The sequence below is a fragment of the Chitinophaga sp. 10T418 genome, assembly GCF_056394125.1.
In genome coordinates, this window is sequence record NZ_JBFTHG010000002.1 from 238,417 (window position 1) to 259,997 (window position 21,581).

The 21,581-nt window shown below is 44.0% G+C and carries 12 protein-coding genes and 1 tRNA gene; 5 read left to right on the forward strand and 8 right to left on the reverse strand.

Annotation, left to right across the window (positions count from 1 at the left end; genetic code table 11):
* The first annotated feature begins 143 nt into the window (after positions 1-143).
* Positions 144-217: transfer RNA gene (locus AC1DCV_RS05355), tRNA-Pro, on the forward strand.
* A gap of 231 nt (positions 218-448) precedes the next feature.
* On the opposite strand, the gene AC1DCV_RS05360 is transcribed toward AC1DCV_RS05355, so the two are convergent.
* The 7 genes from AC1DCV_RS05360 to AC1DCV_RS05390 form a co-directional block, all read right to left on the reverse strand.
* On the reverse strand, positions 449-1,135 hold the full coding sequence (locus AC1DCV_RS05360) for a hypothetical protein (RefSeq protein WP_477022206.1): 687 nt from the start codon (positions 1,133-1,135) through the stop codon (positions 449-451).
* Between the two features lie 2 nt (positions 1,136-1,137).
* Positions 1,138-7,035, reverse strand: a complete 5,898-nt coding sequence (locus AC1DCV_RS05365) for a DUF6443 domain-containing protein (protein WP_477022207.1) — start codon at positions 7,033-7,035, stop codon at positions 1,138-1,140.
* A gap of 19 nt (positions 7,036-7,054) precedes the next feature.
* The gene (locus AC1DCV_RS05370) at positions 7,055-10,258 is read right to left on the reverse strand and encodes a hypothetical protein (protein ID WP_477022208.1); all 3,204 of its coding nucleotides are present in this window, start codon (positions 10,256-10,258) and stop codon (positions 7,055-7,057) included.
* 19 nt (positions 10,259-10,277) lie between these two features.
* On the reverse strand, positions 10,278-11,687 hold the full coding sequence (locus AC1DCV_RS05375; RefSeq protein WP_477022209.1) for a hypothetical protein: 1,410 nt from the start codon (positions 11,685-11,687) through the stop codon (positions 10,278-10,280).
* Positions 11,688-12,205: 518 nt separating this feature from the next.
* Complete coding sequence (locus tag AC1DCV_RS05380; protein ID WP_477022210.1) at positions 12,206-13,783, reverse strand: hypothetical protein; 1,578 nt, start codon at positions 13,781-13,783, stop codon at positions 12,206-12,208.
* Between the two features lie 8 nt (positions 13,784-13,791).
* Positions 13,792-14,325: an RNA polymerase sigma factor gene (locus AC1DCV_RS05385; protein ID WP_477022211.1), complete on the reverse strand. Its 534-nt coding sequence runs from the start codon at positions 14,323-14,325 to the stop codon at positions 13,792-13,794.
* 144 nt (positions 14,326-14,469) lie between these two features.
* Positions 14,470-14,811 (reverse strand): hypothetical protein, encoded by a 342-nt coding sequence (locus AC1DCV_RS05390; RefSeq protein ID WP_477022212.1) that lies wholly within the window; start codon positions 14,809-14,811, stop codon positions 14,470-14,472.
* Between the two features lie 372 nt (positions 14,812-15,183).
* Between AC1DCV_RS05390 and AC1DCV_RS05395 the strand changes: the two genes are divergently transcribed.
* The gene (locus tag AC1DCV_RS05395) at positions 15,184-15,945 is read left to right on the forward strand and encodes a hypothetical protein (RefSeq protein WP_477022213.1); all 762 of its coding nucleotides are present in this window, start codon (positions 15,184-15,186) and stop codon (positions 15,943-15,945) included.
* Positions 15,946-16,460: 515 nt separating this feature from the next.
* Here AC1DCV_RS05395 and AC1DCV_RS05400 read toward each other — a convergent pair.
* On the reverse strand, positions 16,461-16,703 hold the full coding sequence (locus AC1DCV_RS05400; RefSeq protein ID WP_477022214.1) for a hypothetical protein: 243 nt from the start codon (positions 16,701-16,703) through the stop codon (positions 16,461-16,463).
* Positions 16,704-16,914: 211 nt separating this feature from the next.
* Here AC1DCV_RS05400 and AC1DCV_RS05405 point away from each other — a divergent pair, with 211 nt between their 5' ends.
* The 3 genes from AC1DCV_RS05405 (at position 16,915) to AC1DCV_RS05415 (ending at position 21,336) form a co-directional block, all read left to right on the forward strand.
* The gene (locus tag AC1DCV_RS05405) at positions 16,915-18,204 is read left to right on the forward strand and encodes a hypothetical protein (RefSeq protein ID WP_477022215.1); all 1,290 of its coding nucleotides are present in this window, start codon (positions 16,915-16,917) and stop codon (positions 18,202-18,204) included.
* 57 nt (positions 18,205-18,261) lie between these two features.
* A complete protein-coding gene (locus AC1DCV_RS05410) occupies positions 18,262-18,756 on the forward strand; it encodes a hypothetical protein (RefSeq protein WP_477022216.1) in 495 nt (164 codons plus the stop codon).
* Between the two features lie 411 nt (positions 18,757-19,167).
* The gene (locus AC1DCV_RS05415; RefSeq protein WP_477022748.1) at positions 19,168-21,336 is read left to right on the forward strand and encodes a GH92 family glycosyl hydrolase; all 2,169 of its coding nucleotides are present in this window, start codon (positions 19,168-19,170) and stop codon (positions 21,334-21,336) included.
* The last annotated feature ends 245 nt before the right edge of the window (positions 21,337-21,581 follow it).

The window sequence follows — 21,581 nt, forward strand, 5'->3', positions numbered from 1 at the left end:
CGCCCTTCGAAGTCCCCTGGGTCGATAGATAGCGCTAACGATTTATATTTAAAATATTTTATAAAAAAGTATACTTAATATTTTGAAAAATAAAATAATTGGCTACTTTTGCATCCCCGTCCAACGGGGGAATACCGGTAAAACGGGACGTAGCGCAGCCCGGTAGCGCGCTTGCATGGGGTGCAAGAGGTMGCTAGTTCGAATCTAGTCGTCCCGACTTTTAAAAAAGAGCCTTACAGTTAAGACTGTAGGGCTTTTTTCATTTATACAAATCGTCAACTGCACTTATAGAATATAGCCTAAATAAGCCCGTTAAATACCCTGTTGGGGCACAAAATGCGCAGCTGATTATTATTATTTAATACTGACAACTCGTGCTGGGTTATGTAATAAAAGAAGAGCGCTGCAAGGATGCAGCGCTCTTCTTTTATTACATCAGTCTGGATCATTAACGATAAATATCATTCCTCGGAAGCTTTGACAACTTTTTATCTTTTTTTATCTTTTCCGTTATCTGCTCCAGGTAGGCCTCGCGGTTTGTTACCATTGTATTCAACTGTTGCTCCCAGGCAGCGAAGTCACCAAACCAGGCAGCCAGCGTATTGGCAGGAACAACTGCAGTTACTTCCCGGATGCTTCTCAGGCTTTCCTGTATCTGTACTTCGTCATCGAGATAAAGTGCAACATGTAATTTTATCAGGTGGAAATCCATTATATATCTGATTCGCGCTTTCACTTCGATCCATCCCGTAAAATTATCAACCATCCTGTAAAGTGCCTGCTGTGCTATATCCTGATCCAAAGCAATACTGAATTGCGTAAGTACACAATCAATTGCTGCCGGTGGTATAACATCATACTGTTCTTCAGATATAAATAACTGCCTGTTATCTGTATCTCTTGCCTGTATGACTATTTGTGTACCCCTTGCTTTTCCATCCTCCTTTAGATCGACCAGCGGAATAAAAACAAAATAGGGTGCATAACGTCCCCTGGCGGGGATCTTAATTATTTCTACCCCTATAACCAGTGGTCCCAGTATCTTAAATAGTTGTGTACCTGAATACATCGACAGACCCGGCAAGGATTTCAGCCATTCCTGTGTAATCGTTTTACTTGATACCTTCTCTGTCATTCTTACTTAGTTGGTTTGATAATTGTTGATGATGCACCTGTAAACTCATTACGATACCTGATCATTTGGGGAGAATTGTTCAACATAGCAGGCGTTTTGTTCGGATACCCAAATTTAAAATCATATATCATATTATTCTGCGGATCCCATAAATCCAGGAACCCGCGCCCGTTACCGTTTTCAGGTCCAAAATACACATCGTACTGGAAACCCCTCGTTCCGTCAATACGCTCAAACCGATCCAGCAGTGCATTGACATAAGTGTGTTTCTGCGTCCCCGCATATCTCCCCGTACCACCTACTATCCTTTCTGCCTCATTCGCGCCAAACTGTATCAGTTCTGTATTGGTCAGTCCCTTCGGAATTAAATGCTCATTTCCGTTTACCACCACCCTCACTGTGGCTCTTTCCGCCATCTTCACCGCCTGCTCCGATATTTCCTTTACAAGGACTTTCTCGGCTATCTTCATCGTCACCTTGGTGAGGCCTTTAGCCGCCCCTTTTAGTAACGATTCTCCTGCCACGTCAACGGCAGCATATAATACGCCGGTAATGTAATTCCCTTTTTTAAACTCTTTAGCAGCGTCTACGAAAGGTACAAATCCTTCTACAACTTCCTGCGCAAAATCCATTGCTTTTACAAAAGGCTTACTTGCAGGGATGGCTTTATCCATCATAAAGTTAAAGTAAGCCTGCAGTTTTGGATCCACGCCATGATCACCATTATCCCTTCCCGGAACCCTCAATCCTCTCGCTATATAATTGGCCATCATTTGGTCCATCCTGTTACGGGGACCCGGACCATCAACGGGTGACATTCCATCCGGATCAACGAACCTGATAGGGTTATCAAAAGCGTAATTATAAGGCGACCACCTCCTCATTTCATCTGCCCGCGGATCCGGGGTAAACCATCTGCCAATCTGCGGATCATACATGCGTGCCTCAAAATCCAGCCATTGCAACCCTTCCCCATCACTGAATTCACGACTTTGCAACTCCTTGCCACCAAACTGAAAATCGTTAGCCTGCTTACCGAATGCCTTACTGCAAATACCTTCCAGTCTTCCTCCAAAAGGATAGTAATGCGTTTCCTCAAGAATCGCACTACGTTGCTGCGTTACCTGGAAATTGTCGAAATATACCGCTTCCTCTGTTTCATTACTGTAATAGATATAGGCATATCCGTTCTTATTGACATTAATGGCATTGGACAACGATTTATCAATCGTCTGTTTTACCTTATTACTGATATAGCCTATAGGGAAAACTTTACTGTTTACTTTGTCAAACTGCAGTTGCTCATTAAAGAATATAATGTTCAGATATGCCTTGGGTGCCTGGTTGGTACCGCTGGTGGCGGGGTTGGTATTCAGCAGATTTGCCAGGTCAGCATTGCCGGAGAGTCCACTTGTAATGGCTGATACATTGCCCTTGATGAGTTCAGAAGGCACTGCACTTGCAGTAAGTACGTTCAACAGGCTGGCGACAATGCTTTGCGCTCCATTAGCCCCGGTATTATTAGCATTGGGTACATCATACCAGTAGTCTACCTTTACATGCAGCCTGTCGCCGCTCATGACTTTCAGCAGCTTAGCTCCACCAATAGCACCAGCGCTCTTTTTCACAAGCATACCGTAATCATTCACCGTGCCGGGTGCTACCGGGTTATTGGCTTTATAAGCAGACGGCCAGGCGGTCCGGCTGCTGGCAACAGCGATGCTGTTACCAGCACGATTCTCATAATTATTATCCTGTGTTACCACCTCGGGACTACCGGATGCACCTTCAAAGGATAATGCAGGGTAAGCGTCCGTTTGTACTTCCTCTGTCAATACCATCCGGACATTGCCCAGGTAATCTTTTAACAGGTAGTCAAAATCATACCTGCCCAGGCTACTACCTATGCCTTTCGTAAAGCGGATGCGGCCTTCTTCATGCTGGAAATATTTCAGCTCGTCATCTTCATATACTGCATTGTCGAGATACTGGAAAATTTTTACCGGCTTGCCCGTTTCATTTATCTTTTTTGTCAGCTTGTTTCCTGAGGCATCATAGATATACTCTATGGTACCTTTGGATGTTCCATCACTCTTAAGCAGCGTGATGGTCCGGGGAAGGTTCAGGTGATTATAAACAATGTTGCTGATTCGTTTATTCTTATCCGTTAGCATGTTGCCATTGGCGTCATAAGAATAATCATCGTTACTCCGGTTGACATCCGTAAAATCACCCAGCTTATTATTGGTAAGCCCGATGGATGCATCTTCTGTTACGGCCAGTAGCTGGTTACTGCTCCCGCCGGCAGCATAGGTATAGCGCATCTTATCCAGCGGTGCGGAAGCCCCTATTTTCAGTCCGTTCTGGAAAAGACTCAGCAGGTTACCGTTTGCATCATACCCGATCTTATTGCCATGCTCAGGAGCCCCGTATACACTAAAATCAACACTGGCGGCAGACCAACCACTGTTGTCCTGGTTTTGGGTAAAATCAGCCTTATTCAACCGGTCCAGGTTATCATAGCTGTAGTCATACTTGCGGAGTATCCCATCTCCCTTGCTTTTCCATACTACTCCACCGATGCTGCCATTGAACCTGGCAGCCTGGTAAGCCGTGCCCGGGATACCTGCATCGGTTTTATCGTATCCGATCACCATCCCGAAATAGTGGGTGCCATTACCTTTTACGTAATCGCTGTTGATGCCGTTCACCCATCCTCTTACATTGTAGCTATAATCAACTGATTCAAGGGCGCMGTCGTTAGCGCCCAGCTTCTTGCGCAGCGGTTCACCCAGTTTATTGTATTCGTAGGTAACGATGGACTGTTCCGGTTTGTCGGCAGCCAGTGAAGAGGATATTTTCTTACGCACGCTCAGCAGTCCCACATGATTGTAGGTACTGCGGGTGAGTACTTCATGTACCTGTGCATTGGCACCCGCTTTCTCCTGCTTGAGATAACTTGCATTTACCCTTCCTGCAAAGTCATATTGGGTAGTGATAATGTCTATCCCTCCTGTTTGCTGTTTGGTCTGCGACTGAACCAATTGCTGCTTAGCATTATAGAAATTCACGCTCACCGTAGCCGTATTCCCATCGTCCAGTATCAGGTTCTTCACACCAGTAGTCAAACCCCTTATTTGTGTACCCTGTGCAATGGACTGCGGATAGGGATAAACTGTGTTGGAAGCAGCCGGCAGCTTGCTGTCGTAGCTGTTATTTTTGACCGCACTGATACCCTGTGTGCTGCACCAGTCGTAATCATCATAATAACTCACTGTGAGAAAAGGCGGATTCAACACTGACGGGAAACTGAGACTGGTGGTATAACCATGGGCAGTGCCAATATCTCTTTTTTCTGCACGGGCAAGCGTAGTGGTGCTGGCGTCCACATAGCTTTTCATCTGCGCCAAACCAATATGACTAGCATCTGAGTAAAAGCCTGTCATCACCACCCTGTCCAGACCATCATACTTGGTAAAGATCCATTTGTTGGTCTTCCGTAATTCTCCGCTCTGCGTTAATACTACCCGCCCCCACTGGTCATACACGGTGTACATTGGAGTGGCTCCGGGTATTCTTTTGGATATGGTTCTTCCCTGTACATCGTAAGCATACTCAAAACAATATTGTGTAATCAGATTTGCTACGGCGGCCGGATTCCAGGTGGCATTCTTAATCAGTAATTCTACCCCGGCCGGCTGTATCACCATCACCAGGTTTTTGTAGTCATCATAGACATAATAAGTACATAACCATCCTGTGTGATTAACACCGGGAGCATCCGCCAGCTGGACTTTTTTCAGTACCAGGTTATTGTTTTTGTCAATATACTCCACCACCTGTTTGCCGTTCTCATTGGTGGTAATGGATTTGTAAAGTGTACCGCCGGGATAAGCAGAAGGCGAAGTATAAGTACCATCCGTATTTATATTCCAGATCCTTACCTCATCTGCGGCAGTATTGGTGAAGAATTGTACACCTACCCCCCTGTTACTGCCGGACCAACTTGCGCCCGGAGCATTGGTTTTTATAACCCTGTTAAGTGGAGATGCTTCATAACTCACTTTCTCCACAAAAGAGGATTCACCGGGAAACTGGGCCGCATTAAAACTCTGTTGTTCCGTCAGTGGGTTGATCTTGTAATTGCCATCAGATCCTGCCGATACATACGGCATATACTTATTGCTCTCCCTACCGTATGCATCATATTCCAACGGTTGCACCAGGTCGGCAGGAACTCCACTCCCGCTTTGCTGTTTAGACACTTTCTGGATCAACCTGCCAAGGCCGTCGAAGTATTCCGTTACCTGCCGCACCTCGTCTGGATTGGCCTGGGCATCTGCCACCGCCTTATCTACGATAAGGGGTTTGAGGAAGCTACGGGTACGGATATAGTTCATATTAAGCGCATCGGCGGGAGCCTGCTGCACTACAATAGTTACGATGTTGCTGAAAGATGTTTCTGTTGCACAACTTACCACGCGCCTGTAAGAAGTAGTGGCAGTGAGTACTCCGGGATCAAAATTTATAGTAGTAGCGCCCGGAATATTGGTAAACATGACCGCGTTGGGAGAAGACTGCCACTGGTAACTATAAGCACCATTACAATTTCCACCGGCGGCAGCAGTACCGGTAATATTACCGGATGGTGTGCCGCCGGGTATATTTAATACCGGTGCTGAAATGCTGCCACCCTGCAATGCAGGCGCCACGGTTATCTGCACTGTATTCGCACTCACTACATCCGTACCACAGATAGTTTGACGATAAAAAAAGGTGGTGGCCGTCAGGGGGCCAGGTGTGTAGCTTACGCCGGTGGCGCCATTGATCACTTCAAATTGGTTACCGTCCGGACTTTTGATCCACTTATAAACATAAGCGCCGTCACAGCTTCCTCCGGTGGACGGTGTTCCCTGTATGATACCGGGACTGGTATTGTAGATGACCTGTGTATTTGTTGCCTGGAGAGAACCGGCAGATAAATACGGAAATACTTTTACCAAAGCATTATTGGTATATCCTACTGCGCTACCACAGGTTACCCTTCTTCTGAAATAGGTATTGACAGTAAGATCCGATGACCCCTGAAACACCAGGGATACGCCATTGGCGCCGCTGATATCGGTGAAATTAGTTCCGTTCGTACCGGACTGCCACTGGTAAATATAGTTGCCGCTACAGTCGCCTCCTGATGCCGCAGGTCCCGTAATGTTGGCGGGGGCCTGGTAGTACACAATATTTTGTGAAACCGGTCCGATACTACCAGCTACCAATGGCGCTGTTACATAAACAGTGGCCACATTAGAGTATCCTTCCGTACTTCCGGAAACGGTTCTTCTTCTGTAAGAAGTAGTATTGGTAAGGCCGGTGGAGAAAGACAAATTAACCCCGGTAGCACCGCCAATGTCCGTCCAGTTAGTATTATCTGTGGAGGATTGCCATTGATAAACAAACGAGGGATTACAGGTGCCCCCTGTTCCCGGTGCGCAACTGATAGTAGCCGGCACGGTATTGTAGGCTATCTGCTGAGTGGTAGCAGAAGTAATATTACCTGGCGTAAATGGGGCTACAACAGCTACTGTAAGACTGGCATTTCTGCCACTTAACTGGCAAGTCACCGTGGCTGTTCCCGGATTGCCCCACGTGATCTGAATGGAAGGCAATGGTGTGCCAGACCTGCAGGTACCAGTACTATTTGTAATGATCCCGTTATCTGTACACCACGTCATTTGTGTATTAATCGACCAGTCGCCTCCAATAGCATAATAGTTGGAGGTACCAGATACTACACAGGTGGCACCGGATATAGTAAATTGGGAAAAGCCATTTAAAGAAAAAAGGGAGTAACAGATTATTAGCAGCAACCTGACTACGAACCTGTGATGGAAAAATCGTTTCATACGGGTATCGTTAAATGAGTTAATAATTTTTATAGTTGTAGTCAACTGTCTTCTGGATATTCCGGTCTTCGTCCCTGATTATTTTCAATCTCAGCAGATCATCATACTCATAATAGGTAACAACATTTCTTTCATCACACTTGGTCAACATACCAATACCCGGCTTATAAGTGTAGGTGCGCATCAATGCATCAGCAGGATACAGCCGTACCTCATCGAGTAAAACCGTACTACTCCCAATCGTATAATCGGCAGCGTTAGTGGCAGTGATAGCAACAGGTTGTTCCTTGTATACCCATACACCGCTACTGCCGGCCGTTTTTTCCCACCACGACAATATATATTTCCCTACCGTCCAGGGCATCGGTACATTAAAGGGACCGGTAATGCTTTTGTTACCTGTTTTAGCTTCGCTCTGAAAGCCAGTGGTCAGGTCTTCAAAGCTGGTGTGGAAGATACTTTTATGGACACGGGCTTCGTTATAATTAATCTTGATGTCTACCCTGGCCAAAGTTGCTGATACGCCGGTCCAGTTCACCGAAAAATAATAGGAATCAGTTCCTTCAGGTAACTGTGCGGTTTCAGTGTAAGTATTGGCGCTGTAATGACTGGAAGAATGAATCGTTCCGTTACTGCTTCGTAGGTTTACCGTAATCATCCCACTCGGATTGGTACCTTCCAGGATCACTTTGATTGTATAAGTGACGGATTGACCAAGATTGGTGGTAAAGGGCGTGAAGCTAACAGAAGGCACCGGTGCAGATAAATCAAGGAACTGGCCTGCCACCTGGCTTCTGGGTATAATCTCATTGACAGGCTGCAATGACGCATTATTAACTTCTGCAATCGGGTAAGTATCGTCATATCCCCAGATGTAGGAAACAGGTTTACCCCCGCTCTTGGAGAAGGAAGCTACTTTCCCATTCTCCAGGTAATCATTATACTTCATTTCCAGTTGAAGACTTCCGATAGGTCCCTTCTGAATATATTCTTCATTTAGCCTGATTACTTTCCCATTATTAAACCAGTCTTTATAAGTTCTGCTTTTCTTTGTCAGCAAAACATTGTCCTTGAGATAATCTTCATCTATCACTGCACCTATCATGTTCTTACTCAGCATAGCTGCATAAACGCCGCCCAGCAGGGACGCTTTTTCCTGCACATAGTGATTCGTTGTTTGAATCGTATTGTTTTTGCTATCGGTACTGACAATCCGTGTTGGGTGACTATTACCGGTCTGATCATAGTAATACTGGGTGGTATTAACCACCGGATTAGCACCATTCTGATCATAATTGTATACTGTTTGAAGACTTGGCCGGATCCACTCAGTGGTAATATTATAAGGAAAATCCTCACACTTGTCATAAGCAAAACGCCTTACATGCATCACTTTGGCATTAGCGGAGGAATATTCATTGTGGACCCGGTTCACCAGCACATAAGTGCCATTTACGTTACTATAAGTATATTCATCATTCAGATTTCCGTTTCTGGCAGATATATCCAATGGCACCGGAACAGGAAAAATACCTGAATGATAATTGGTAGCAGGAGGCACAACGTTTTCAAAGTAAGCCTCTCTTTTGCCATTCTCACCATTCTCACCAAAATAAGTAACCACCTTATCATATCCGAGCGTAGTACCATTCACCGTTTCGCTCATGGTGGAATAGTTAGCCGAAGCAACGATTTTGCGACGCATTGATCCATAGATAGTAGTCTGGTAGGAACAACAGGAGCCGGGCTGTAATGTAATGGGAGTATTCACGTCTGCGGAGAAGAATTCGTATTCATCTCCCATGAGCTTTCCACCGGTATATTCAAAATTGCGGACATCGAGTTTATTGGTCGGGTCCAGGGCATAGATTTGCCTGATGCGTAATCCTTTCGGACCTGGGATGAGACTAGCGGCTTCATTAGGTTCGAACTGGAAACGGGTACTACCACCGGTAGGATAAACGATAGATTGTATAATACCGTTGCTTCCCATAAATCCTCCGTATGAAGATTTATCATACACATAGTCACTGATGTAATAAAACGAGTACGGTTTAAAAGCAGCTGTCTGGGTCTTTTCATTAATACTCCGTAGCCGCAAACGGGTAGAAATAGCCGGAGGAGCAGTACTGCCTGAGCTGAAGTAATCATAGCCCATCTGAAAGGACTTCAGATAAACGTCTGTCCCTGAAACCTTCATGTAAATATCTATTTTGTCCAGCTTTTTACTTGGAGGCAACCCTGGCCCTACCTGCAGATCCGTTCTGTTACTGGTGTTCAGCACTATCTTTCCTGTAGGATAATCCACCTGGGTCAATACCACATCATCAGACAAAATAGTGGTGTTGGAGTAGCTGTAGAACGTTCCCGGCTCAACGGATCCAGGTGCGCAGCATCCGCTGCCCAGCTCGGGGGGATATATAGATACCAGGGAAGAGGTGACCGATGAAGAAGTAGATCTGGATATTTTAGTATTCAGCGGTGTCTGATAAGTATAGGTGATCCTGGAATTATCCGGTAAAATAACAGCAGAGATAAACCAACTGGAAATGTATGTTTCTGATTTATCCTTATTGGGGCCTTCCGCTGCCGGGCTAATCGTGCGTTCCGTGGTCATTTCAGTTTTAGCAAACACATACTTTACACCGTCATCGGTAGTAAGCATCCAGGCAGAATTGATCATGTCATATTCAAAACGTATATTTTCCTGGGTAAAGGAACGGAGCGTAAATGGTTGTCCGCCTGTTCCTACGTCCAATACAAACTTCCCCGTATATCCATTGAAGTTATAATAGAACATATCCGGCTCCTGATCTATATCCTCGTGACATAAATCAGGAAATCCGGGAGGAAAAGTATTCTTTCTGAAATACCCCCATTGCGCAAAATCATCAAGCTGACGTTTGGACCGGGTGATCACCCCACCTATATTCAATGCCCATCCCAGGCCTACCCAGGAAGCTTCATCAGAAGTCCTGAATCCCCTCCCGTGGTAAGATATAGATACCGGCATGTTAAAGTCCCCGGTACTGATGGTGTGAAGCGGAATACTGATTTCCGGCACACCGCTATACTCGCTCACAGGTACTTGTCCATAAACCCCAAGGCTGGCAGCATTGGGTCCCGGAGGAACATAAGATTTTAATGATTGGGCTATCAGCGTTGTATGAAAAAAAACGCAAAGGAAGAGGGCCTGGCAAAGGCTTCTTGATAGTAATTTCATAGCATAAGAATAATGGGTTTTATAAACTGTAACCTATTCTGAATTTAAATGGCGTGGTGACAGGAATCTGGTATCTGTATAGAAAATCGTAAAGGAGCTTTATTTCATAGCTCTTAAATAATCCGGATCCAATATTTAGTTTTTTTGTTACCCCAAGCAGGGCGCTCTGTTTCCAATCAGATACCTGTTGCAACGTTCGCAGCGTATGAAATGGTTGTTGGTAATTAAATTCCCAACCTCCGGAGATCCAGATGCTTCCTTTAAGTTTTATGTCTACGAATGAACGCAGGGATAAGCCCTGCCCCGTGATATTGATATCCTGAAATCCTTTCCCCCAGCCTATCTTTCCGCTCGATCCCAAACCGGCCGTGCTACGTTCATTAAACCGGTAGCCTACAGCAAGGCCAAGATCTGTTGTTGCCGGAAAGAAGTTATCAGCACGCACAGTTTGTATATTGGTGGAGTATTCCAATCTTTCACGAAAAGATTTCCTGCGCTTAAATCCAGGATGGGCGCCTGTTAGACCAAGATTCTCTTTTTTCAGATCTGTCAGTCCCTGCAGATCTGACAACATACCGTCCACCTGGCCGGCGCCGGATGGAAGGCTTTCCTGTATCCTTGATTGTATATTGCCGGCCAAACCGGTACGCTGCGTTATAACCTGGTTGACGGCCTCCCTGGTCTGCAGATTAGCAGCATTTGCAGCATTATCCTGGCCGCTGCCCAGTTGAAAGATGCTGCCCAGGTCAGAATTATTTTTAAAGAAATTACGGAAATCGGGATTACCTGCTAACAGGCCGGTGAGCTTACTTTCCAGCTTGKAAGGATTCTCCCATACCTCTTTGCAGGCACTTATTTTTGAACGATACCCAGCCACCTGTTCCTGCATTTTCCGGAATCCCTTATAACGTCCCAGCTGTGGTATCTTATCCAACAACTGTTGTTGCCGTTCCATCAATAACTGGCTGATATTACCTGTTTCATTAAATTTTTGCTGCAGGTCACTATATTGTGAAAGCAGCTGCTGGTATTGTTTCTGCGCCTGAACAGATTGCAGCAGGTTGCGCTGGGAAAGAAATTTCATGGCTGTTTTCAGGGAATCCAGTTTGCTGCTGTATACATCAGAGAAAGCCTGTGCAGGTAATTGTTTCGCGGAATTTATCCTTTTCTGTAATCCTTCATAAAAGACGGCTGTTGATAGAAGTGATCCATTATTTAATAAAGTATCCTTCTTCTTTACTTTACTCAATAATTTATCCTCCTGCATCCGGAGCTTTTGCAGACTCCTTTTCGTGGCCGTCAATAATTTCTCCTGCGTTTGTGCGGTGGTACCGTCTAATTTTACAAGCCATTCATCGGCAGACAAGGGCTTTTTCTTTTTATAGGCTAAACTGTCAGATTGAGCGAATGACTGGACACATATAAGCATACAGCATCCAATCATGAAAAATGAAGATTTCACGGGAACGGGTTATAGTTGTGACATAAACTAAATACGATAAAGGGCTCTGCTCTATTGATTAATATGCTACTCTGGAAAACTGATTAGATTTGGTTTGTCTGTTGGGTCGGATAACTAACTGAAATAATTCTCGTAACAATTCTCAGTACACACTCAAATATAAATATTATATTTTTTAAAAATCAAATTATTTTTTGATACAATTTAAAAATAGGTAGTCCTTTCCCTGCCGCCCTGTAATAGGGCTATTGCCAGGTTCCAGAATTGCTGCCTTACGTCGCCATCCTTTATATGTATAGAGAGCTTGTCCTTTTTGGAAGAAGACCAGGTGAAGGCTTCGAATGCTGCAGATAATGAATTTCAGCGAACTCCATTAATGGTGATTCAATTTCCAGACGCTGTAATCCAATAGACGACTGTCCACCAGGCAGGGCAGCTTTATGGCTTTTTTATCAAATCCTACATTATCTATCAACACTTCCTGATTATTTACGCCGCGTCAGCAGTTTGTATCGGAGCATCAGCTGTAACTGAACAGGTGCTTTTATGCTGGCGATGATGCTGTCGCTACGGTTGACATTAAGTGGTATCTCCACCCGTACACCTGCCTGCCAGCGAGGAGCATTGTAATACACCTCCAGCGGTATCTTCCACTGTTGCCATTGAATACTTTCTTTTACCACCCTGTTACTTGAATCTGCGCCATTGCTGCCCCAGGGCAGATAGCGTACAGTTTGCACATCAGTTGACCGGTTCATCCAGTAATTAAATTGAATGCCTGCGGCCACCTGCCACTGTTCAAAAATACGGCGGTGGTAAAGTAGTGCCATGCTGGCTCCGAATTCTTTGCGCAGCATTGTTTTGGTTTTGTTGATAGAGCTGTCGGGGTTCCTGCTTTTATTTTCCCGGATCAGCGGATCATTATACATCTGTGCCGTAAAAGGTGTCAGATCCAGTGAAATGGAGTTAGCATTCCATTTCCTGACAGCGCGGATACCCGGTATCAGCAGACGATACACCTGGTTGTTTCCATTGGGGCCGCTTAAATAATAAGTGCTGCCGGAAAGTGGAATAGGCGGCTGCCATTGTAGAAACAGCTGCCATTCCGGTAATTCATGTTTCCTGATTATATTAAGATGTGAGGCAATGTTGTTGGGTGGCTGATGGTGCAAAGCGCTCCTGTTTCCAGCATATAGCGGCAACGATTGCAGTAACAGCCGGGAAGTTTCCGGTGCTCTGGAGGAAGTATTGATATTAACTTCAGGAAATAGAATGGCGGAAGCACCGGAAATGTTAAGCCCCCCGGAAGTATTGTTAGCGGATGGTTTCGGGCCGGCGTTGTTGGTATCCAGCTTAGTAGCAACGTTCATTTTCTTATTAATACTGATATCTCTTCCTGTACCCGCATGATGAGTAGCAGGACTCCCCCCTGCCTCGCTACCGGGACCAGGTGTCACTGGATGAACGGTAGCACCTTTTGTTTCTCTGCGTGCAACAGTGGTAGCGTTAACACCAGTATTACGGATGTCCGTGTTAAGATTATTTCCTGTGGTCGTTTGACGTTCAGCGCGGGTAGCATTCATCTCAATGCCGGCACTGGCCTCGTCTGCAGGAGGTTGAGTATTCACTCCTGTACTGTTGATGTCAGATATGAGAATAACGGGAGGTATGCCGTGTAGTCCCTCTGCACCAACTATGCCCGATGTTGACGGTAAATATTTTTCCAGAGAGAAATAGTTGTGTGGTAAGGTATCCATATTTTCATCAGCAGGCATTCTTGCTGAAGAGGTCTCTGTTAAGGTAGGATGCAATTGGTGTGAATGGTTGGTGTCTGGTCGGATAATGGCATGATAAGCGATGGCAAATGCAATACCGGAAACGGCCGCCATTCCGGCCAACAAAGCTGCTTTGTGTAAAAATGGTAGTCTTTTATTCAGGTGCACCTCCGGTGGAGTGGCATTTAGCCTGCGCTCCATATCTGCCCATCCATCCTTTGCAGGAGGAATAGGAATAGGTGAATTTTCCTCGTTTATATACTCGTTGCCTAAGTTAGATGCGCTCACAGATGTAATTATTTATTCAGATAGTATGCTGTAAATACGGGCTTTAACCGGGTTCTTGTTTCGCTCAGATGCCATTTTATAGTGCCTGCACTAAGTTTCAGCCGTTCACTGATTTCCTTTATGGATAAATCTTCCAGATAATATAAAGAACAAATGGTCCTGGTAGCAGGCGGAAGGTAATCCAGTAGTTTATAAATATCCTTCCATTCCAGCTCGCCCAACAGGTTCTCTTTTTTCTCCGGCAAAAAAATATCCAGTTCCTGGTGTTCCGGCCATTTATGTTGTTTTAGCTTATCTAGCGCCGCATTTCTGACAACCGTATAAGCCCAGTTAAAGAACGCTCCTTTGGCAGCATCGTATTTTTTTATGTGCCGGAAAACTAAAATCATACCATCATTCAATGCTTCCAACGCGTCATTGTTGTCACTGAAAAATTTACGACATAGTAAAAAAAATGCCGGATAAAGCCTGTAGTAAAGCTTTTCCTGGCTTAGACGGTTATTGTCAGCACATTCCGCTATCAGTTGTAAAATATCTTCCAATGGGTGTTTTCCTAGACAGTAAGAAATAGCAACGTTGCCATCACACTTAGGTGAAGGCAACGTTTGTTTGAATAAATATTGTGAGTATAATAATTTTATGGCATGCGCCATCATCCGGCGCATGTGAACAACAATCACGGACAGTTACCGCCGATGCCGGGTGGAATCAGGATGATGCGGAATAGTATCGCCTGGATAATGTGGGATGGTGTCGCCAGGGTGATGAGGAATGGTATCGCCGGGGTGATGAGGAATGGTATCGCCAGGGTGATGAGGGATGGTGTCGCCGGGGTGATGAGGGATGGTGTCGCCGGGATGATGTATCGTATCGTGTGGGATCGTATCGCCCGGATGGCTGGAATCCTTTTTGGCAAAACTGGATGACAGCGGATTATCGGTAGGATTTACCTGCATCTGTTTGCGGCAGCCAAAAACAACAAAAGCCAACAGGACGAGGCCCATTAAATAGAGTGGCATATTTTTCATACTATTCAGTTTATTTAATAAAGTAAACGGGGGCTCAACAGCAAAAGGTTGGGTGAATGGAAAAAAATTCTGCCGCTTGATAAACATGCAATTATTTCTGGCTTTAGATATCACGGCGTTGGGCAGTCGTCCAGACTTTTTTCTTTTATGGAAATCTTCAACTACACTTATAGAATGTAACAATCTGGATCAAGTTGAAAACCTGGGAAATATCTATGCAAATACACTGGTATTTGTCATTCTCAAATCCCCATCGAACTATCCTTGAATATTAAACAATACCCATTACACTCCCTGTAGCTAATCTTCAACCTGTCCCGGAAACAGGTTCCCCGGATTGTGTTATATTTATAGTAATCAAAATAATCTCTCATGGCAAAACAAATGTCTGTCATTTCCTTTACGGGAAAACTCGGCAATCTCATTGGGTATAAGCGCAATGGCAAATACTTCCTGCGCAGCATGCCCGAAAGCGTGCAGCAAACGGCTGCTACCCGCCGCGCATCCCGGCGCTTTGGCATCGCCAGCAGGAAAGGCGCTTTTATCCGTAAGACTTTCTACCCTCACCTGGATATCCATTGTGACGGTGGGCACATCAATCGGCTCAACAAGCTGCTCATTGCTGCCGGCGATCATCATGAAGCACTAACAGGCTTCCGCTTCAATCAGCATACCGGAGTAGATCGTTTCTTTCCAGTGGCCCCCCGGCTTTTGAGCAACGGAATATTAAATATTCCCGCACAAACCATCACCGGGTATAAAGGCATTGCTGCGCTGGAAGTAAAAGTGATCGCAACGCGTATTGATTTTAGATCACGCCAGGTGGTGGGTCGCGAAACGGTGGTGGGTCGCGAAACGGTTACACTAATGATAGATACCAATACCACTTTCCAGGAAACAAATGTTTCGCTGGATGTACCCGGAGAGGGTTCACTGGTAGTAGTTTTCCAGGTAAGAGCGATGTACAAAGATGGCCCATCGGGCAACAGGCAATGTATGGCCGCCGATATTATTGCGGTGGCAGCGCCACAAGTACTCAAATACGCCCATAAGCGTACTTACCCCAAGCGGACGAAATTGCTTCCCAAACTTATCTATACACACGCATATCCAGCTATCATTCAACTGGAATAAAGCGATCTTGCCACCGGAGATATTTTGATGAATAAACCCTCTATACCTGCTTCCTTTCAATAGTATATTTCTTTTCGCAGCTACAGCCTGGTACTGAAGCAGCCCTACTATAGCCAGTGCTCACCTCCATCCTTCTTCTGATGCAATTTCATCCCGGTTATACATCCCGAACTCATCCCCGCATCAAGTCCACCTCTCCTGCGCTGCTTCTATAGGTACATAGCGGGTATCAGGCATAGCATCAACGGTATCAATGTAATGAAAATACATTTTGCAGGTAATGTTGACTATAATGATGGGGCTCTTAATCCACTATAAAATTTATGCTTAAAATTTACACTATCCTCCAATTTTCAACTTGATCCTGCAATTCTCCGAAACGCTCCACTTCTTCTCAATTTTATTCCTTGATTGATGTGTATTGAGTTAATTCATATTCGGATTTTATACTGATTTGCACCGCCACTCTTAGCTTGGTTGAAAACATCTATTATGCTTAGCAAACTATAAAATAGTTAACTATAGGTGTTCAAAATGATTTTTCTGTAGGCTTTTACATACGCTGAAATAAAAATATCGCCAGGGATTATGGCATTTACTGTTGCATCAAAGTAGCTTACAATGCGAGTGTCAATTTTTCTTAGTGTGTCGTGAATTGCCATCAGGATTGGAAATACATACCCTGCATCGCCTTTTAGAGGGCTACTTTTTTGTTTCTTTATAATATCCCATTTTTTTTGAATTAGAATCTGACGCATTCATTTCAATCAATTCTTTACAGTCAATAGGTCAAACGTATGTTCCTTTTGACATGAAAGAAACAAATCCACCGTTATTTTAATCATAATAATAACTTATCTTCAGGTAGAGTAATTAATATTCCTCTAGTATTAATTAAACCCAGGTATTGTATAACCCGACCTTCGTTAATTCCTGTTTTAAGCATGAATAAATTCGACCTTAAAATTCATGAGAAAAATCCTATTTATTGCTATAGTTATCGGAACGATAATTTTCGCTTGTAACAAAAAAGAGGAAGCCCCACCTGCAAATGCTGCATCTGAGTCAGAAATCATTGACGCGGCTTACAATTACTTTAACGCTGAGGTTATCCCAGATGTAAATAAAAATAAACGTCCGGATAAATTTCCCTTATGGAGTGGAGCTAAGGTCATTCAGGACAATACCGGTACAATTGTAACTGTCCCCGTTTTTATTTCAAAAGCGAAATACATTACTATCAGCGACGGTAGCCACATTTCGGCTACTGAGATGACTTTTTTAAAGATTTACACTAACCCCAAAGGGGTTACACATTATGAAGTGGTAACCCAGATACCTGATAAAGATTATCTACTGGGGAAGCTACCATTTAAAGGCGTTACAAAGGTAGAAGACTGGAAAGGCAATTTTCTAAGCGCCTGGACTAACAAAAACAACAAAATTTCGCCCGCTACATTTTCTACTTCTATCAGGAAATCACCTTCAACTGAAACTACTGCGCCAACAATCTGTACTGTTACGGATTGGTACGATTGCAGAACCTTTGATGACGGCGCACATTGGGATTGCAATTATAAGTCAACCACAATGGTCTGCGCAGACCCTCCATCTACGGGAGGAGGCGGTGCCGCTGGTGGTGGCGGTGGAACAAGTAGTGGGGCACCTGCGGTTGTCCCAATCACGCAACTATATGAAATTAAAAAAGTAGTTGATAGTCTAAAAGATAAATGTCAAAAACAAGCACTAAGCAATCTGAAAGGGCAAATCTTTGCAGGAAGGTATAGCATTATGCTTTATCAGTTTTTTGGAGCAAAGGCAAAATCTACATTGGAATTCCACACTGGCAACACGGGCATTTACGATGCCAGGACCCTACCAAGTGGACTCTTTCCCAATTGCCATGCTTATATAACACTTAGTAATACGAATCTTCAAAACGCTTCCCAGGAATATATTATTTCAACAATTATGCACGAAATTCTGCATGCCTATTTTGCTATTGCCACATGGGATCCAACAAAAGAGGATAGAAATGGAAGAGATCATAGAAAAATGGCAAATGATTATGTTTGTATACTTGCTGATGCCCTAACTGAAATGTTTCCAGATATGGATTATAATGAAGCTACTGCCCTAAGCTGGGGAGGACTTGAACTAACTGACGTATATCAGGCATTACCATTAGCAGATCGAAATAAATTCGAATCTATAAATAATTATTACAAAATGGGAATTAGCGGTACAAAATGTAAATAGAACAGTAATATTAAAATCACTGTTTTTATCATTAAATAGGGTTATATGACAATAAATATGAAGAAAAACTACCTCTTTGCAGGGTTGCTTGTTTTATTTAGTATTGAAACTTTCTCTCAGACAAAATTGATTGATAACACGCATACTAAATTACTTTTTGAAAAAGTTGGACAAGTGATGATGGCACCAATGCCGGAGGATACGCAGTGCACAGTATATTCTACAATTACGTTTCACATTCGGAACGGGAAGATGTTGGATAGTATTGATTATTCGAGAGATTTACCTCAAGGCTTCCGGGATGAATTTGCCAGAGTTATTCCTTTTTACAAAGAAACTGATTGGAAACGGGTGACGCCAGGAGCCGGCCAAAATTTTGAAGTTTACCAACCCTTCGTTTATTACTATTACTATATCAAGCCTTGCCCGGATTCAATTCCTGATAGCCGAATGAAGAAAATGTTAAAGGAGGATATAGGCAAGAATGTAGTGAAAATGCCAACATTTCAATTGCTACCAATGCGACTGAGAGCCTATCAAGTCGTCCATTAGACCTGTTGCTTTAATTGTTTGGCCTTTTACCAAGTCAGATAGGATTTAGAAAAAGGCGATATACTATTACAATCGGGGGCTACCTTTTTTTACGAAAGGTAGCTTTTCCAGTTTATGCTACAGGTGACAGGATTCATGTGTAATAGACACTATTCGATTTTGAAATGATCAAGCCTGAGTTAATACCTTTTCTGAACGCCAACCCAAGGTAATTTAACTCCAAATATACTAAGCGAGTATACCGAAACAATCATCGTAACACCAGCAGGGTTAAAATAACACCTCAATTGGTCAAATTAGCTGTTGCTCCACAAATATTGCATATAGACTTTTGTATGTTTCTGTCATTTAAATATAAAAAACATGTTAAGAATACAACTGGCTGTTTGCAAAACGGTCTGTTACCTATTCATGTGTGCCGTTTGTCTATTCAGCACAACGATGTCTAAAGCGCAATCGCCGGTAGATGAGGTCAACTCAATGATTGGAACAACAGGAAGTAACAGTACGGAGTATGGGGGGCTAACTCCTGCCATTGCACCTCCGTTTGCAATGACTCAGTGGTGTGCTCAAACCCGGGAAAGTATTATCTCCAGAACATCTTATCATTATGATGATAAAACTATAATGGGATTTACCGCTACCCATCAACCTGCCATTTGGATGGGAGACTATGGAATGGTAACGATATCTCCCCAATCCGGTACTTTATTTACCAACAGAAAAAGGGCCATGACTTTTTCTCACCAGGATGAAAAATCTACACCTTATGGATATTCGGTAACGCTTAATACCACCAATGGTGAAAAGATTAAGGCMTGTCTTTCGGCCACGTCACGTGCCGGTCTCCTGGAATTTACATTCCCTGCATCTGATAGCTCCTATATATTTGTTGAGGCATCCCGACAAGAAAATTTTGTTGGCTGGATCAAATATGATGAGACGCGGAATGAACTTATTGGTTACAATCCCGACCGTCAGTCGGCGCATCTGGGCCCTCCACTGAAGAACTTCAAAGGCTACTTTGTAGTGCAGTTTAATAAACGTCCCGCTTCTTTTGGAACGACTTATAGAGATGAGATATTCGTTGGTCAGAAAGAACAATCTGGTGACCGGTGCGGAGCCTTTCTGAAATTTGTTACAGGAAACGGAGAACGGATCATGACCAGGGTGGGCACTTCATTCATCAGTATCGATCAGGCGCGTAGCAATCTTAATACAGAGATACCCGGTTGGGATATGCAGACGGTCATGGATAAAACCAAAAGGGAGTGGAATAAATATCTCGGGCTCATATCCATCCGCGGAGGAGAAAGGAATGAACGTACCTGCTTTTATACTGCGCTTTACCGTACCATGCAATATCCCAGGGAATTTTCAGAATACGGGCGCTATTACAGTGCATTTGATGATATTATTCATGACGGTGTCAGCTACAACGATTTCTCCTTATGGGATACATTCAGAGCAGAACACCCCTTGTTAAATCTACTCACCCCGGATCGTTCGGGGGCGATGATACAATCACTGTTACAGATGTACCAGGAAGGTGGCTGGCTACCCAAATGGCCGAATCCAACCTACACAAATATTATGATAGGCACACATGCTGATGCTGTTATTGCAGATGCCATGGTTAAGGGGATAAAAGGCTTCGACAGATCGCTTGCCTGGGAAGCGGTGAAGAAGGATGCTTTTGTAGCACCTACCGGAGATAGTATCAACAAATGGGCTGATCGTGCACCCTGGACGGCCTATGAGGCCAGAGCCGGGCTTACGTGGTATAATCAGATGGGATATATTCCTTTGGAACGCACGAATGAAAATGTTTCGCAGACCATTGAATATTCATACGATGATTGGTGCGTAGCGCAAGTGGCCCGGTTAACCGGCCATCCATCTGAATTTGACTTCCTTATAAAAAGAAGTAAGAACTACCAGCATTTATATGATCGGAGTTCAGGTTTCTTTATCAGCAGATATGCCAATGGATCATTTGTTTCAGAGAAAAAATCCAATGAGGGAATGACAGAAGGTTCAAAATGGACCTATCTTTTTGGCGCCATGCATGATATACCTGCTCTTATTCAGCTAATGGGAGGAACCAATGCATTTGAGAAATTACTCAATGAAAACTTCGACTCCAGCCATTATCATCATGATAATGAGCCCGGTCATCACTATGCTTACCTCTACAATTATATCAACAAACCTGATAGTACCCGGCAGAAGATCTACAAATATACCCCCGTAAACTACAGGAATATACCCGATGGGCTTTCCGGAAATGATGACTGCGGACAAATGTCTGCCTGGTTAGTATTTACCTCTATGGGCTTCTATCCTGTATGTCCGGGAAGTACTGATTACGCCGTTGGTGTGCCACTGTTTGATGAATTAAAAATAACGCTTACCAATACAGATGGAAAATCTCACCTTCTTTCTATCCGGCGAAAGGATTTTTCAGCCACACATACAAAAGTTAAAAAAGTGCTTATAGACGGCATCCCCCACGAGGGATTTTTCTTCACTCATGCGGAACTGATGAACGCCAGGGAAATTACTTTCTGGATGATGTAAACAAGGTGAAGGGTTCAATACAATAAACACTACTCCCTCAGGAGCCATTCAAAGGCAGGCCGCAGCCTTGATTACAAGAGGTTGCGGCCTGAAGTAGTATACATAAACCTGGAAACGCCATTGATGCTATGGGGAACAAAATGGTCGAAAGGCCAGAAAACGGGTTTTACCCACCGGATATACCGGTGAATGATAGATGAAGCTTATTCCTGCAAACAGTACTTGATTACAGCATGAGGGGGACA